A 14,916-nucleotide genomic window follows, 5' to 3' on the forward strand; every position below is an offset into this window, starting at 1 on the left:
ACCCTCCAACATCGGCGCTTGCAGCACCGCAAAATCGCCGCCTAAATATCGAACCCAGACAAGGCCAACTCTCCACTAAATCCGCACCCCGACTGTCCCAAAACATCTGACGACGTACATTTGACGCGGGCTCTGCGGAGCTCATCAGACCTTTCGGCTCCACTTTTGCGCCTAAAGCGCGCTATTCGTAATCGACGCCGATCGGTACGGCGGCGCTGACGTTGGTGAGGGCGATACCTGACGGCTGGCTTAACAGACCGGTGATCTGCAGCCTGTCGAAGCCTTCGGCGTTCATTCGGGCCGTCAAGTTGCGGGTGATGTCGCCGGAGTTGTCGCTGATGACGGTTAACACATCGACTGCCCGATCTCCCGGGCTCGCGACGATCTCGGCCGGCAAATTCACCCGATAAACCCGGCCGGGATCTCCGCTGACACGGATGATGGCTGTTCCCGATTGGGTCGTGACCTCCACGCCCGTGCGTGTCGAGACCGGACTGAAACTCATCGGCTGAACGGCTGCGATCGTGAGGGACCGCTCGATCGTCAGCGACGCGTTAGCGTTCGGCGGGCTTTCGGCAAACTGTGCGAAGGCGGGAGCCGCAACGCCGCACAGGCTTACGGCGAGGACCAAGGAACGTATCATAGGAAGGTCGCCGTAACCGTGAATGTAAAGGTGTCTGCGCCGCTATTTGCGGCGGCTGCCAGCAGGACATCCATTCCCAAGGTGAACGTCGCCGACCCCCGCGAGCCAAGCGGCATGAGATCGAAGCCAAGGCTGGCGGCCTCGGCCGGCGCGCCGGTACGATAGGTCGCGCCCGTCAGGGAACCGATCCGGAACCGGGTGATGCTGCCATCGCCCGATGCGCCGCTCGCTGTAACTGTGACCCTGACATCCCTATTCTGGCAGTTGGAATTCGTCCCGCAGGTCAGGGTGACGGTCGGTTGGCCGATCGACGCAGAGCTCAGCCTGATCGCATCACCGGACACCCGGGTGACCACGCCGGCAGTGCTGACAGAAAAGGTGGTGGCCGCATTGCCCCGCACCACTGTTCCGATCACTGGCGAAGTGGCAGGTGAGCGCGACATGCTGATCTGGGCGGCTGCCGGCGTCGCGATCAGGAAGATCGCCGCCAGCCCGGACAAGAGCAGAATACGTGTCATGCGCCGGTCTCCAATGAGCGGATGAGAATGAAAACGTCGCCGCCCCTTACGAAGCCACCCGTTGGGGGCACTACCAACTCGAGCGCGGCCTCCAGGCTCATGCCGAGATCTTGCGCCTGTTCGGGCTCCAAAGTCACCCTGTAGCGACCCGGGAGGACGCCGTCGACAAAGGCGACGCCAGCGTGGTCGGTGCGCGCAGAGACCACTTCACCCCCGGCCAGGGGGATGAGGCGCAGTTCCACAGCCGCTAAGGGCCGGTCCGAGCCGTCGCGGCGAAGGCGCGCGCTCAGCTCGATCTCGCTGGTGACCTGAAGGGGGTAGTCCACGACCGCGATCCGCCCCGGGCGAGGCACGGTTTCGATAATGTCGTCGCCGACCAGGAAAGGATCGTCGATGCCTTCGAGGTTGATCCCGATGCGTGCCCTGCCTGCGTCGCCGAGACCCGCGGCCAGCACCTGCCCATCCACGCCGGTGACGGCTGCACCCGCCGGGGTTTCGAGAACGACGTTGGGGACCGGCTCTTCATCGGGTTGGCGCCGACCGTCGCCATTCGCGTCGATGAAGGCGTTGAGCGCGACCGAACCGCCGCCCGCCACGCCCGGCTGGACCATACGGTAGCCGCGCTCGAACGGATTGAACGCGAGGCCGAAACCGAATTGCAGGCCGATTTGCCAGTCGCTGCGGTCCGTTTGATAGGCGGCCGTCACGGAGACATCGAAGCGGGATCCGCGATAGTGGCCCGAGGCCTGAACTGTCGTGCTGCCCTGATCGCCCAGCGATCGGATGACGCCCAGTCTGAGAGCGCGACGCTCGCTGATCTGGTAGTCGAGACTGGCATAGGCTGTACTCAGCCGCGGATCCGGCCGGAGTTCGTAGGTCACCCCTCCACGGATCTGGGCGCGGGCCGCGACCAGGGTCGCGACATCCAACGCTCCGACCAGGCGATGCGTTCGCAGCGCCCCAGCCTTCTCGTTTTCATAGGCCAGCGCGCCTGAAAGATAATAGCGATTCACCGGTGCCGAGGTCCGCACCTCCGCCATGAACAGATCTGTGTCATCATCGCGCTGCAGCCGGCGAAGATCGGCCGACAGGGGCAGTGTGAAACCACGCGCCAAAGGCAGCTGGGTATCGACGCGCAGATCGGTGCTACGCGTCAGGGCGGCTCCACCCGTCCCCAGTTGCCGGGTCTCGTCGATGAATTCGCCAGCATATTCCGAGTGTCTGCCGACAAGCGAGATGCCGAAAGGCCGGGCCGCGAGACCGAGGGTGCCGCCTGTGCCGCCCTCGCTGTCCGCAGCCACGTCGAGTTGCGCCGCAAGGGAACCGAGCGCAGCGCGCAGCCCGATCACCCCGACCGACCGCGCGCTGCGATCCTGCGGCGTATAGCGGGCAAGGCCCCCGCTGAGCGTGAGCGACGGACTCAATCCGTAGTCGAAAGCTGCGGCCAAGCGGGCCTCGCCTGTCGAGGTCCCAGCGATCCTGTCGTCGACGGCAAACACCGGCACGTCCTGCTCGACAGCGCCGAGCCGGACCACAAACCTGCCCGCCGCAACCTGACCCGTGCCGAAATTGATCCGGCGGACCTCCTCGCGGGTCTGTCCTTGCGGGCCATAGAAGACCAGTCGGATGGTGTTGAGACCAAACGTCAACGGCACGTTCAGAAACTCGTAGCGACCACGCGCGGCAGAGGCCTGTGTCGCGCGCAGAACCTCGTTGATGTACAGTTGGACGTCTTCGCCCAACGGTAACTCGCCGCGGAGATCCAGCGGCGTCGACAGGTCCAGCGCTTCAAGCGGAGCCGAGGTGTAGTAGACGCCGCGTCCGCCAGCGCTGCCCGCCCCCAACGGCATGGACGGGGTGAAGACGTCGCCTGCGCCCGCGCGGGTCGCGCCCAACGGTCCGAGCGCCCTGCCACCGGGATCCTTGCGTTCGAACAGGACGCGCACATCGCGCACGCCGCCGTCTTGGTCCGAACCCATAAAGCCCTGAAAGCCGGCGTAAAGAAGGTCGCCCGCCAGTCGCAGGTCGTAGCTGCGGGTCTGGTCGGACCCGTCCCGCGCGACCTGGCCGCCGAGATTGACGTCGATGGCGGGCGGTGTGAACGCTGTATAGGGCGTAGCAGCCATCAGCACCTGTTCCGGCCCGGTTACCGCTTGCAATCCGGCGGCGCGCCGGTCGCGCGCTAGCCGCTGCTGGAAGGGCAGGGGCTCGGTCGGCATCACTGCCAAGAGCTGGGCGCTGATGTCGGCCCGCAGACGGATCGGTAGCAGCTGTTCGATCAGATCGAGCCTGACATAGAGGTCGTCGTCATAAATCGCCGCCTGACTGGCCTCGAACGCGACGGTTCTTCCATCGACCACCGCCCGGCCCTGCCGCAAATCCACCTGAAGCTCGCGGTCCCGCGATCCCACCCAACCCTCGGCTCGCCCTTGGCTCGGGAATACACCGACGGCGAAGCCCAGCACCCTGGCGAATTCGCCAAGCGGGACGAACACACCGCTGCGCGAGCCGTAGACGTTCATTGTTTCGGCAAGTTGATAGCCGTCTGCCGCCACCTCCATGAACAGGAGATCGTCGGGACTAAATGGTTGCGGCGCGGCGGCTTCAGCGAGTCCGGCGACGACCTGTTGGGCTCGAACATGGCCCGCGCAACCCAAGCCGGCCAGTCCGACACCGAGGGCGGCCACAGCGAACCTCCAATTCATTGTGCCGGGACGGCCGCAGTCGCGAGGGTGGCGCCGGGTCGGGTATCATCGTCCTTGTAGACGACCCGGATGGGCTCATCGGTGGCCACCGGCTCGGCTAGGGGTACAATTACGGTACGGCGCTCGATCTCGGGGTAGACGGCTACGCCCCTAACGACGGCGACCAGCCGTTCGCGTGCACCTCGTCCGGCATAGACGTCGATGTCGCCGTACACGGAGTTCGCTCCGCGCCGAACCAGGTCAAGCTGGAGCGCGCCGTTGGGAGCGTTTTCGGCCGCAGGCAGGCGAACGGGCGAGCTGATGTCCGCGCGAACGTCGATTTCACCTTCCCGGACGATCAGTGGGATACTGACGCTGAACAGAGCGATAACTTGAAGGGACACCTCATCCGAGCCCCGGCTCGCGGCTTGAGTGGCGGTGAAGCCGGCGTCCTCGGGCGGCAGGGCGGTGACGGTCAGGTGCGTCCTGTACTCTGCGGACTCGCCCGTGGCGGGTGGTCGCAAACGCAGGCGGATCACCTGGCTCTCGCGCGGTTGCAGGGTGACGCGGCGCGGCGTGTGCTGGATAAATGCGGCGGCGGATCGGGGAGCGCCAACATCCGGAGAATCTGCCGCAGCAACGATCTGACCGTCGGGGCGCATCACGCGATCGACCAGTTCGACCCTATAGGTCGCCGGGGCGTCGCCCTGATTGAAGACATAGACTGAGGCCGAGCGCTCGTTTGCGTCAAACGTCACGCGGCGCGGCGAAATGTTCAGGTCGGCGCCGACCTGTGCGGCCGTCGGACCGGCGAGCGCAATGGTCAGTGTGGCGAGGGCGGCGGCGACGGCGGCTCTGAACATCTTGGTCCCCTCAACACTGCGCTGGAAGCGAGGCTTAACGCTGATCGCTTCCAGCGAGGTTAACGAAATGACCGCTCGGGGGCGGCCAATCTGCCTCAGTTGTAGGAGGCTGAGACGGTGAAGGTGCCGGTGTAGGCACCCGTGTTGGTGGTCGAAGCGACCGGGACGCTGCCGCCAACACGGAAGGACAGAGTGCCTGCCGAACCCATGGCATTGCTTAGGGTTTGCGCGCCTACGGAGCCAGCTAGGTTGTTGGTGGTGGTCACGGTCAGACTGTCGACACCATTTGCCATCGTGAAGGTTGCCGGAATGGTGACCGAGATCGACTGGCCGCCTTCGCCGTCGACGGTAAATTGCGCGGCTTGAGGTGTATCACCCGATGCCAAGGCGACAACGCCGCCGGAGACAGTGCGGGCACCAGCAGCACTTACGACAACCGACCCGGCAGCGGTCGACGGGCGGACGACGGTGCCGAACTTAAGGTCGGCATTCTTCATGATCGTCAGGGGGCGAATGACGGTGATCGATCCCGTGCCTGTGGTCGAGGCGGTCGACTGGGCCATTGCGGGGGCAGCGAGCGCTGCGGAGGACAGGAAGGCGAAGGCGGCAGCGGCAACGAGCTTGGACATGATGGTTTCCTGGAATGGCGACTACGACTGGGACTGGCGCTCCGTCTGCCACGCCCTCCACACTGTCCACCGCGTGGAGCGCCAAATCGTCTCAAACCGGACTAAAGTTATAGGTTCACTTTCATTTAGCCGGAAGAAGACTCATACGAGTCGGCAGACCACTTGCGCGGCTAGCTACTGGGACATTCAATGCGCTGGATTGTCATGATTGTGGATGACCATCCGTTGGTTGGAGAAGGTTTCCAGCTATCGATCGGTCTGGCCTATCCGCATCTCGAAGTTGGGCTCGTCACTTCGGCGGCGGCTGCCGAAACTTATGCGCGGGCCAATGCGGCGAGGATCAAGCTCGTTATCCTCGACCTGATGTTACCGGACGCGAAGGGGTTCAGCGCCCTACTTCGCCTTAAGCAATTGCTGCCGAACACGCCGATCGCCATTGTTTCGGCGCGCGCAGACGCGCACTCCATCGCCATGGCGCGCACTTTCGGCGTGGCGGCCTACCTCAGCAAGGCACAGCCAGTCAGCACCCTCGTCAATTCAGTCGGCGATATCCTGAGGGGCGGAGCGCCTTTCGCTGAGCCATCCGAGACGGATACGGGCCCGCCCAGCATCAGCGGTAAGATGGCAAGTCTGTCCGCGGCCCAACTCCGCATTCTTGTGGCCATGGCGGACGGAAGATCAAATAAGCAAATCGGCGCGGATTTGAATATAACTGAGGGAACGGTCAAGCAGCATGTCTCAGCAATATTCCGAAAACTGGGCGTGAACAATCGAAGCCAAGCGCTTCTCTCCGTCCGCCCATTTCTAATCAACACTAATCTGAATTAGTCGGCGGCGGCCTCTCTAAGGAGTGGGGTTAGCCTATCGAAAAGGCCGCTTTCAGGGGCTTCTCCCCGCGCATAACAATCGTCAATCGCCAGTGCTGCCTCCCCAAGCGCCGGATAGCCAAACATACACGCCGCCCCGGCAAGATCGTGGACGAGCCGCTGGAGGTCAGTTGATGTCTGCTCGGTGACTCGCAACCACTCAATGCGGTTCAGGTCGGCAGCTGCCCGGCTACGGAACCGTCGCTGAAGCGCCGCCATGGCGTCGCTCACGGACGGGCACCGGCTAGATAGGCCCTGATATCGTCCGCCAGGGTGGTTGGATCGAATGGCTTGGTGATCACCCCGATAGCGCCTAGCGAAAGCAGACGGTCGCGCTGACGTGCATGGGCCCGGGCAGTCATGAAAATCACCGGCGTGCTTGAGTGCAATGGCATCTCTCGGAGGAGTGCCAGCACTGTCGGGCCGTCGAGGCCCGGCATCATCACGTCAAGCAGGATGACATCAGGTTTGTATCCGCTCTCAAGCGCCGCGAGGGCCTCCTCGCCGGACGCCGCCGTGCGGACAATTCCGTCACCGGCGAGCGAGAAGATCAGTTCGGTCAGCGCCCGGATGCTCTCGTCATCCTCGACGTGAAGGACATTTAATGCGCTCATTTTGTTTCCGCCGGTAGAATGGGAAGTTCAAACCAAAAAGTAGAGCCCTCTCCCAAAGCGCTATCCACGCCCAGTTGGCCACCCATCATTTTGAGGAGCTGACGTGATATGGCGAGGCCGAGGCCGGTGCCGCCATAACGCCGAGCAGCCGAGTCGTCAGCCTGCACAAATCGCTCGAATAGCTTGGCGACGGTCTCGGGATCGATACCTATTCCGGTATCACGCACGGTGACCCGCGCCATCGGTTGATCATCAGCCGCACTCCGCATCTGAACCTCGACAACAACGCCACCCCGTTCGGTAAACTTGGCTGCGTTGCTCACTAGGTTCAGCAACACCTGCCTCAATCGCGCGGCGTCGCCCAAGATCAATTGCGGGACCGAATTGTCCACGCTGGCAGAGTAGGAAAGCCCTTTGCTCTTAATATGACCCATTACTATCTCGGCAGTTTCCTGCAAAACCAAACGTAAATCGAACGGTTCATGAATTAAATGAAGCTCGCCCGCCTCAATCTTTGAATAGTCTAGTACGTCATTAATGACTGTCAGCAGGGCTTGGCCAGAAACCGAAATACGATTGACGCACTGCATTTCAACATCGCCGAGCGATTTACGCGCTTGGAGTAACTTGGAAAAGCCGATTATGCTTGTAAGGGGGGTCCGGACCTCATGGCTGATATTTGCCAGGAAGCGTGATTTAGCATCCGCCGCCGCCTCCGCTCGATCTCGAGCTTCTGTAAGACTCTCTTCCAGGGCGCGGCGTTCGGACATGTCGCGGATCACCGCGATAATCTCTTGGGATCGCCCCTGCCCATCCAGCACTGCTTGAAGGGTCGACTCGACCCAGATTTCGCGGCCGTCCTTGTGCAGCGCACGGGTCTGCAGCGTCGCGCGCTGCTGCCCGGATGCTATCAGCCCAAATGTAGCTAACAGCTCCGCACGATCGTCGGCGTGAATAAAGGCCTGTGCTGGATTGCCCTCCATCTCTTCAGCAGTATAGCCGAGCAAGCCCTCGATCCCGGGGGATATATAAGTGCTAGAGCCGTCGAGCTTCAGCCTGGTGATGACATCACCCATGTTATCGGCCAGAAATCGGAACTGCTCTTCACTGCGATTGATTCTTTCAAGTTCCCGGTGCCGGTCCGTAATGTCCTGGACCACGCCGAACATGACCTCGACCTTTCCATCGGAGTCCAATTGGCGTCTCGCAGTGACCGCGATCTGACGAACGCTTCCGTCCGGTTTCGAGATTACGGTATGGAACTCGTCACTCGACTCCTGAGCGATAACTTCCGCCACAAACTCATCCAGTCGAGCCTTTTGGTCGGAGTCGCACGCCCCCCGGATGTCACGTAAGGAAATGGACGATTCTGGTTTGTGAGGGTCCAGCCCAAATATGAGGCAAGCCTCTGTAGAACAAGCCATTTCGCTGTCAGCGGTCCAACGCCAGTGGCCCGTATGAGAGACCATTTCTGCCAATTCCAGCAACCGCTTTTGTTCGTCTGACGCAAATCTCTCACTCGTTAGTTCAATTTGTTCGGTGACTAACTCACCGAGTTCTTGCAAAAGTGCACGTTCTTCATCGAGAAACTGCCGTGGTTTGGTGTCGAGTATACACAGAGTACCGAGTTTGTGACCGGCTGCAGTTGTCAGCAACGCGCCCGCATAGAAGGAGATGTTTTCGGCACCGTTCACGTAGGGATTCCGGGCGAACCGAGGATCTTTCGTGGCGTCTTCGATTACCATGACGCTGCCGGCCGGCATCATCATGGTGTGGTTACAGAAGGCATCGCCTCTGGCACCTTCAGCCGGCTCAAATCCGTGCCTCGCCTTGAACCATTGCCTTTGACTGTCGACCAGGCTGATGAGCGCAACCGGGGCATGAAAAAGCCTTGCCGCGAGACGCGTAATTCGATCGAATCGCGGCTCAGGCGGCGTATCCAGTATTTTCAGGGCGTAAAGAGCCCGTAGTCGTTCAAATTCCTCATCAGGCCTATCAGCGTTAGACTGTCGGGAATTCTCCATCAGGATCGGTCCGACTGGCTCCTTCGCTTTATCGATCATTCGGCACGCCTCTCAATCTTCGCCTGATGGTGTAAGCGACTTTGGTATCGTGGATCCAGCAAACGCTAGAAACCGCGAGATATTGCATAGCCACACGACAGGGGCTGTCCGGTTATGTTGATCGGCGTTGAAGGCGGGACCCCACCCGACATGAAATAACATATTGAAGGAGCTTGATATTTCGGGGCGAGGCGGGGTCCCGACAGGCGCCTGTCAGCATGCGCGCCAACGTATTGTTGTATGGCGAATTCAACCACCTAGGCTGCCACTCGATGGGGTCCGATTTCGTCGCCGATCCACAGTCAGGATGGTCGGGATGGTCTTCTCGTTGTCCTGAAACTGCCTCAGCCAGGCCTCGCCTATCGCCCCGTCCTCGGCCGTCACCCGGACGCAATAGTTGGGATCGGTACTCTCGGAGGTTTGGTTGATCAGGTCGCGCACCTTGGCGGCGTGGTCCTGGGTGGCGCAGAAGACGATCGCCTTCTCGCGCGATCCGATCTCCCGCATGAAGACGCCGACCCGGTACCGTTCGCGCGCCTCGATCTCGATGGACCGGTTGAAGTCCCTGGACTTGTACTCCCGGCCCTGCTCGGCGACCCCGCGAACCACCTCATCATCCGGCGTCCACACATAGTCGTCCAGCGTCGTCTTGTGCTGGCGCACCTTGAACGGCGTCAGGAAACCGTCCTCGATCCCCTCGCGCAGCGAGTAGGTGTAAACCGGCTTGCCGAAATAGGCGTAGGTGTCCCGGTTCTCGTCCTTCCTCAGCGGCGTCGCCGTCAGGCCCAGCTGAACCGCCGGCTCGAAATACTCGAGGATGGCCCGCCACTCTCCCTCGGCGTTGGCCCCGCCCCGATGGCATTCGTCGATGACGATGAAGTCGAAGAAGTCGGGTGGATAATCGCCGAAATAGGCCTCCTCGCGCCCGTCCGCGCCGGTCTGGCCACTGATGAAGGTCTGGAAGATCGTGAAGAAGACGCTGCCGTTCTTGGGTACCCGCCCCTTCTTCTTGATCGCATCCGGCTTGATCCGCACCAGCGCGTCGTCGGGAAACGTCGAGAAGGCGTTGTAGGCCTGGTCCGCAAGTATGTTCCGGTCGGCCAGGAACAGGATGCGCGGCCGCCGCGTCGGCTCGCCGATCAGGCTCCACCGTGCATGGAAGAGCTTCCACGCCAACTGGAAGGCAATGAAGGTCTTGCCCGTCCCGGTGGCCAGGGTCAGCATGACGCGCTTCTGTCCCTCCGCAATCGCGTCGAGCACCGCCTGCACGGCGTTGACCTGATAGTAGCGCGCCGGCTGGGTTCCGGCCTTATCCTCGAACGGCACGGCGGCGAAACGGTCGCGCCACGCATTCTCCTCGGCGAAGGTCGCTTCCCACAAAGCCTCGGGCGTGGGCCAGTCCGCGACCGGCCCCTCCTTCCCCGCCTCCATGTCGACCTGATACAGGCCAGTCCCATCGGTCGAGAACGCCCAGCGGGTTTTCAGCTTGCCAGCATAGATCTTGGCCTGTCCCAGCCCGGCGGTGACCCCCTTCCCTTTGGCCTTGGCCTCCACCGCCGCCAGCTTGCGCCCGCGATAGCTCAGCACATAGTCCGCCGTCGTCGCCTCGCCTCTCTGCCCGGCTCCGAGAATGCGCCCGGGGCAGATGACTTCGCGATTGACCTTGCTGCCCTCGACCACGCCCCAACCGGCCGCCTTCAGGGCGGGATCGATCAGCTCGGCGCGGGTCTCGGACTCATTCATGCAGCGATAGGCTCGCGGGTCAGCTCGCCGGAGAAGGCGCGGGCGAGGAGGGATTGTTTGAGTTCGGCAAGGGCGGCGAGCTTCTTGTCGTAGATATCAACCAACTCTCGACACTCTCGGGAGACTGCAGTTGTTCGTTCAACCAGTTCCGCTTGTCTAGCCTGACTCAGTGCCGGAATCCGAAAGCTCGCGAGCTGCTTTGCGCCTAGGTTCGGCTGGGCTGTCCCGCTGCGGTAGGTTTCGATCATGTCGGCGCAGATGCCGCTCTCGAAGTATGCCGCGATATAATCCGACAGAGTCGATGTGTTCGGCCGGACGATGACCAGAGAGGAAGCGATCGCGCAGTCGCCGATGCCATCTACGATTCCGAACTTACCGAGTGACCCCCGCAAACAGAAAAGAACGTCTCTGTCCTTTGGTTTTCCGCTACGAAGAAGGTCGAACCGCTCCGAAGAGATGTAGTCCATCCCCGACATGTTGACCCGACGGTTCGACAGATGTCCCGCGTTGATGAAGGGAATTCCTTCCAACACACGGGCCGACTTGTTGGGATAGTTTTCCCCCCTGTCGCCATTCTCAAAGGAACAGAGTTGCCGCAATGCCACCGTGCCGACGGCATTTTCCGCGTTCCTGAATTCGGCGCTTAGGGCTTGGCTAGAAAGCCGGGACGCGCTTTGGGCATTCTTTCGATCAATGGTGACCGCAGCCGCGATTCCTTCGAATGCTTCGTCCAAGATGGCGACGATGCGCTTTTGTTCGTCAAGGGGCGGGGCGGGAACAACGATCCGCTTGATTTCGTCTCGATTGATTGAGGCGAATACCGCCCCTTCCCGTCCAGAAATTTCTGATTGCTTCGCAGTAAGAAGATAGAAGAGGTAATCAGTGTCGATGGATTTTGGCCTAATAGCCGCCAATCCCCTACCTATACAAATTCGTTGTGTCGCATAGTTGACCGGACCCACGGGCGCGCGGACCGACATGAGAATATCGCCTGCCTTAGCCTCCTTGGTGACTTCGGTAGTCCAAACAGTCGGGGGCCCGATTTTCTTTTCGGTGTAGTCCTTCTTCCCTTGGTAGAAGGGGAGGCCATCGCCGCTCTTGTTCAGTGCGCTTCCTCTGGGTGATTGACCGGCGATTACATCGCACAACTCACCTAGCGGTCTGTTATGCCATCGCGCGTTCATATTAGGGCCCTCACTCGCTCCAGTACTCGCGCGCTCTCGGCATTCAGCTCGACGATTTCATCAAGGATGGCCTCGGGCGTCCGAACTTCCGCCGCGTCCGGTGCGTGGGGGTTCTTAACTGACAAGTCCCAAGTGGTCCCGTCGAGATCAGCTCTCGCAACCACCCAGCTCTTCGGACCCGCCCCAACCTCCGCCTGCATGGCCAAGAACTCCGCCATGTCGGTATCGTTCAGCGGGTTGGTCTTACCGAGATTCCGACCCGGATCGAGCTGATAGAACCACGTCCGCTGCGTCGGTCGCCCCTTCTCGAAAAACAACACCACCGTTTTCACGCCCGCGCCCTGGAAGGTCCCGCCGGGCATATCAAGCACCGTGTGCAGGTCGCAGGTTTCCAGCAGTTCCTTGCGTAGCGCCGTCGCCGCCTGATCGGTGTTCGACAGGAAGGTGTTCTTGATCACGATGGCCGCACGCCCGCCGGCGCGCAGCGACCGCATGAAATGCTGCAGGAACAGATAGGCCGTCTCGGCCGAGCGGATCGGAAAGTTCTGCTGTACCTCGGGCCGCTCGCCGCCACCGAACGGCGGATTGGCCAGCACCACGTCGAACCGGTTCTTCTCCTGAATGTCGAGGACGTTCTCAGACAGGGTATTGGTGTGCAGGATGTTGGGCGTGTCGATCCCATGCAGGATCATGTTCATGATGGCGATGACGTAGGCGAGGCTCTTCTTCTCCTTGCCGTAGAAGGTGTTCCGCTGAAGCGTTTCGCGGTCCGCCGTGCTCTGGGCCAGCGGCGGCATGTGCTGATAGGCCTCGCACAGGAAGCCGGCAGAGCCGCAGGCACCGTCATAGATGCGCTCGCCGATCCGCGGCTTGACCACCTGGATCATCGCCCGGATCAGCGGCCGGGGCGTATAGTACTCCCCGCCGTTGCGCCCGGCGTTCCCCATCCGCTTGATCTTGTCTTCGTACAGCGACGACAGCTCGTGCTTGTTGGCCTGGCTGCCAAACCTGAGGTCATCGATTATCTCCAGCGCGTCGCGCAGGGAGTAGCCCGAAAGGAATTTGGGCTGGAGCTCGGCGAACACCTCGCCGATCTTGTACTCGACCGTATCCGGACCAGCAGCACGCTCACGGAAGCCCTTGAGGTAGGGCCACAGCTCGGTGTTCACATAGGCGATCAGGTCGTCGCCGGTCAGTGCCGGTCGTGATCGAATGCGCCCGACGCTGTCTTTGGTGCGGCCCAGACGCCCCAGCGATGCGCGTCGTCGATGATCGGCGAATAGGTCTCGCCCTTCAGCCCTGCCTCGTCCTCACGCTGGCGTTCCAGATCGTCCAGGTATTTGAGGAACAGCATCCACGAAGTCTGCTCGGTGTAGTCGAGCTCCGTCGTTTGGCCGTCCTCTGTGCGCAACACCTTGTCGAGCGCGTTGAAGCTCTGCTGGAAGCCCCCGCTCTGGCCGTTCGATTTCGTCTTCGCCGCACGCGCCATAGGCACTCCCCAACTGAGGTGAGGTTCTAACCGCGGGTTGAGACTGGAGCAACGAAACTGTCAGTGCACTTTCCGGTCGACAAGCGTCATTGTCGTCCGGCCGACTTTCGGACCCTGGAGGAGTCGCCGTTAGAGCCAGTCCCAGCCGGAAGGCATCCCAGCTCAGACCCACCACCGCGCCCAGCCGGAAGGCACGTCCGCCTTACGTCGAGCCTAGGTCCTATGGGAAAGGTGGTGCCGCTTAGGTGACTCGAACACCTGACCCCCGCATTACGAAATCCAGGGAAGCCGACCGGCCAAACCCAACGCCCGCATGGGTTTGAAGGCCGAACCGAGGCGTCGAAAGTCGGCCTACCCAACCCCTTCCCAGTCCGGGCGAAGCGGGTGATTTTGACGTTCCTGAGCTGCGGCGCCTTCCGGTGGGCGCGACCGGAATTCCCACCTGCGCCATACCTGCAAACCCGACAGGCGGCAGGGGCCTCTAGGTGGCGTATCGGCGTGGTGCAGAGGGCCCTGCTAGCGCCCATCCGGACGCCACCTTGCAGAGAATGAGCCGTCCACCGGTGGCAGCACCGCGAAAGGGCCGCCCCGTAACAGGAGCGGCCCTTCGTCGTTTCGTGATCTACCAGCGGGCGTGCTGGACCCGTTGGACCTGATACTCGATCCGGTCGAGCCGGGCGTTCAGGTCATAGTACTCCCGGCCCGACAGGCCGTTGCGAGCGTACTGGTACTCAAGGCTCTGATACTGCTGCAGCTGGCGCGACAGGGCCCTTGCCTCGCGGCGGTGGAGAGCTCCGGTCCAGGCCAGACGCTCGATGTGCTGCGATAGGGCCTGGGCGCGATACCGGAGGTTCTGAGGGGCGTAGCCGCTGCTGTAGCCGTAATCTTGGCCGTAGCCGCGGCCATAGCCGTAGTCCTGGGCGTAACCCGGAGAGCCGAAACTGAGAGTCACGCCCACGCTCTGAGCCAGCGCCGGGGTCGATACCAAGACCGCGGACGCCGCCAGAACCGGAAGCAGGGCTTTCCTGATCATCGCGGTCTTCATTGCAGTGTCCTTTCGTGGCCGGGACCATCCCGGTCGATGGAGACACAACACCACGCGTGGCCTGACCGTAGTCTGAGAGCTCTGTTGTCCTACAGTCAGGAATCGGCGCTGTGGCTGGAGTTGTCTTGGCAGGCTCGAACCGGGCGCGCCTAGGCCAAGACGGCGACCACGCTCACGATGGCGCTAGCGATCGCGAGCTTTAGCCAGAAGGTTTCGTAGCGGGTCAGGGCCATGCAGACACAACGCACCGCATGGTGTGCAGGTTACGTTAAATCGCCGTCACGTTCCTGCGGACCACCGTTCGATCCAGGGCCATAGCGTCGGATCGATCTGCAACGCCAGCGGCGCGACCATCAAGGCGACCAATACCCATTCTGGGTGCGGGCGGCGGCTCATCGCGCCAGACAGCAACCGTTGAGCGTTTGTCGCCATGACGAGTTCTGGCGTATCAACACCATTCTTTCCAACCGGAGGCACGCATGGCTGACACCGATCAATCCGCACTTCTGGCCATGACCACGGGCATCATCGCCAACTTCGTGGCCAACAATCGGGTCAGCCCTGATGAACTGCCC

General features: G+C 61.8%; 13 protein-coding genes and 1 pseudogene. 1 reads left to right on the top strand and 13 read right to left on the bottom strand.

What is annotated here, in order from left to right; genetic code table 11:
• Positions 1 to 181 precede the first annotated feature (181 nt).
• The 5 genes from ACP7AZ_RS17255 to ACP7AZ_RS17275 all read right to left on the bottom strand — a co-directional run bounded on the left by ACP7AZ_RS17255 (position 182) and on the right by ACP7AZ_RS17275 (position 5,337).
• On the bottom strand, positions 182 to 631 hold the full coding sequence (locus ACP7AZ_RS17255) for a hypothetical protein (RefSeq protein ID WP_426039889.1): 450 nt from the start codon (positions 629 to 631) through the stop codon (positions 182 to 184).
• 8 nt (positions 632 to 639) lie between these two features.
• Positions 640 to 1,161, bottom strand: a complete 522-nt coding sequence (locus ACP7AZ_RS17260) for a hypothetical protein (RefSeq protein WP_426039890.1) — start codon at positions 1,159 to 1,161, stop codon at positions 640 to 642.
• Positions 1,158 to 3,848: a carboxypeptidase-like regulatory domain-containing protein gene (locus ACP7AZ_RS17265; protein WP_426039891.1), complete on the bottom strand. Its 2,691-nt coding sequence runs from the start codon at positions 3,846 to 3,848 to the stop codon at positions 1,158 to 1,160. Before ACP7AZ_RS17265 ends, ACP7AZ_RS17260 begins: the two co-directional genes overlap by 4 nt.
• 14 nt (positions 3,849 to 3,862) lie before the next feature.
• Positions 3,863 to 4,708 (bottom strand): fimbria/pilus periplasmic chaperone, encoded by an 846-nt coding sequence (locus ACP7AZ_RS17270; RefSeq protein ID WP_426039892.1) that lies wholly within the window; start codon positions 4,706 to 4,708, stop codon positions 3,863 to 3,865.
• A 95-nt stretch (positions 4,709 to 4,803) separates the two neighbouring features.
• The gene (locus tag ACP7AZ_RS17275) at positions 4,804 to 5,337 is read right to left on the bottom strand and encodes a DUF4402 domain-containing protein (protein ID WP_426039893.1); all 534 of its coding nucleotides are present in this window, start codon (positions 5,335 to 5,337) and stop codon (positions 4,804 to 4,806) included.
• A 189-nt stretch (positions 5,338 to 5,526) separates the two neighbouring features.
• Here ACP7AZ_RS17275 and ACP7AZ_RS17280 point away from each other — a divergent pair, with 189 nt between their 5' ends.
• Positions 5,527 to 6,165: a response regulator gene (locus ACP7AZ_RS17280; RefSeq protein WP_426039894.1), complete on the top strand. Its 639-nt coding sequence runs from the start codon at positions 5,527 to 5,529 to the stop codon at positions 6,163 to 6,165.
• Here ACP7AZ_RS17280 and ACP7AZ_RS17285 read toward each other — a convergent pair.
• From ACP7AZ_RS17285 to ACP7AZ_RS17320, 8 genes and pseudogenes are all read right to left on the bottom strand, one after another.
• On the bottom strand, positions 6,162 to 6,422 hold the full coding sequence (locus ACP7AZ_RS17285) for an Hpt domain-containing protein (RefSeq protein ID WP_426039901.1): 261 nt from the start codon (positions 6,420 to 6,422) through the stop codon (positions 6,162 to 6,164). The two genes, ACP7AZ_RS17280 and ACP7AZ_RS17285, sit on opposite strands and share 4 nt — an antisense overlap.
• An 8-nt stretch (positions 6,423 to 6,430) precedes the next feature.
• The gene (locus tag ACP7AZ_RS17290) at positions 6,431 to 6,817 is read right to left on the bottom strand and encodes a response regulator (RefSeq protein ID WP_426039895.1); all 387 of its coding nucleotides are present in this window, start codon (positions 6,815 to 6,817) and stop codon (positions 6,431 to 6,433) included.
• A complete protein-coding gene (locus ACP7AZ_RS17295; protein WP_426039896.1) occupies positions 6,814 to 8,880 on the bottom strand; it encodes an ATP-binding protein in 2,067 nt (688 codons plus the stop codon). Before ACP7AZ_RS17295 ends, ACP7AZ_RS17290 begins: the two co-directional genes overlap by 4 nt.
• Positions 8,881 to 9,168: 288 nt before the next feature.
• Positions 9,169 to 10,623, bottom strand: a pseudogene (locus ACP7AZ_RS17300) (DEAD/DEAH box helicase family protein); the annotation flags it as partial.
• The gene (locus ACP7AZ_RS17305) at positions 10,620 to 11,807 is read right to left on the bottom strand and encodes a restriction endonuclease subunit S (RefSeq protein ID WP_426039897.1); all 1,188 of its coding nucleotides are present in this window, start codon (positions 11,805 to 11,807) and stop codon (positions 10,620 to 10,622) included. The gene ACP7AZ_RS17305 and the pseudogene ACP7AZ_RS17300, both read right to left, overlap by 4 nt.
• Positions 11,804 to 12,976, bottom strand: coding sequence for an HsdM family class I SAM-dependent methyltransferase (locus ACP7AZ_RS17310; RefSeq protein ID WP_426039898.1), 1,173 nt, complete (start codon positions 12,974 to 12,976; stop codon positions 11,804 to 11,806). The genes ACP7AZ_RS17305 and ACP7AZ_RS17310 overlap by 4 nt, the downstream gene beginning before the upstream one ends.
• 23 nt (positions 12,977 to 12,999) lie before the next feature.
• Positions 13,000 to 13,296: a type I restriction-modification system subunit M N-terminal domain-containing protein gene (locus tag ACP7AZ_RS17315; RefSeq protein WP_426039899.1), complete on the bottom strand. Its 297-nt coding sequence runs from the start codon at positions 13,294 to 13,296 to the stop codon at positions 13,000 to 13,002.
• Positions 13,297 to 13,918: 622 nt separating this feature from the next.
• Positions 13,919 to 14,341, bottom strand: coding sequence for a hypothetical protein (locus tag ACP7AZ_RS17320; RefSeq protein ID WP_426039900.1), 423 nt, complete (start codon positions 14,339 to 14,341; stop codon positions 13,919 to 13,921).
• Between the last annotated feature and the right edge of the window lie 575 nt (positions 14,342 to 14,916).

It is taken from the genome of Brevundimonas sp. DC300-4 (genome assembly GCF_049897365.1).
Taxonomy (GTDB): domain Bacteria; phylum Pseudomonadota; class Alphaproteobacteria; order Caulobacterales; family Caulobacteraceae; genus Brevundimonas.

Excerpts from the sequence above, each read along its gene's own strand:
- ACP7AZ_RS17270 (WP_426039892.1), bottom strand. The coding sequence starts at position 4,708 with ATGTTCAGAGCCGCCGTCGCCGCCGCCCTCGCCACACTGACCATTGCG.
- ACP7AZ_RS17280 (WP_426039894.1), top strand. The coding sequence starts at position 5,527 with ATGCGCTGGATTGTCATGATTGTGGATGACCATCCGTTGGTTGGAGAA.
- ACP7AZ_RS17285 (WP_426039901.1), bottom strand. The coding sequence starts at position 6,422 with ATGGCGGCGCTTCAGCGACGGTTCCGTAGCCGGGCAGCTGCCGACCTG.
- ACP7AZ_RS17315 (WP_426039899.1), bottom strand. The coding sequence starts at position 13,296 with ATGGCGCGTGCGGCGAAGACGAAATCGAACGGCCAGAGCGGGGGCTTC.
- ACP7AZ_RS17260 (WP_426039890.1), bottom strand. The coding sequence starts at position 1,161 with ATGACACGTATTCTGCTCTTGTCCGGGCTGGCGGCGATCTTCCTGATC.
- ACP7AZ_RS17320 (WP_426039900.1), bottom strand. The coding sequence starts at position 14,341 with ATGAAGACCGCGATGATCAGGAAAGCCCTGCTTCCGGTTCTGGCGGCG.
- ACP7AZ_RS17295 (WP_426039896.1), bottom strand. The coding sequence starts at position 8,880 with ATGATCGATAAAGCGAAGGAGCCAGTCGGACCGATCCTGATGGAGAAT.
- ACP7AZ_RS17305 (WP_426039897.1), bottom strand. The coding sequence starts at position 11,807 with ATGAACGCGCGATGGCATAACAGACCGCTAGGTGAGTTGTGCGATGTA.
- ACP7AZ_RS17275 (WP_426039893.1), bottom strand. The coding sequence starts at position 5,337 with ATGTCCAAGCTCGTTGCCGCTGCCGCCTTCGCCTTCCTGTCCTCCGCA.
- ACP7AZ_RS17290 (WP_426039895.1), bottom strand. The coding sequence starts at position 6,817 with ATGAGCGCATTAAATGTCCTTCACGTCGAGGATGACGAGAGCATCCGG.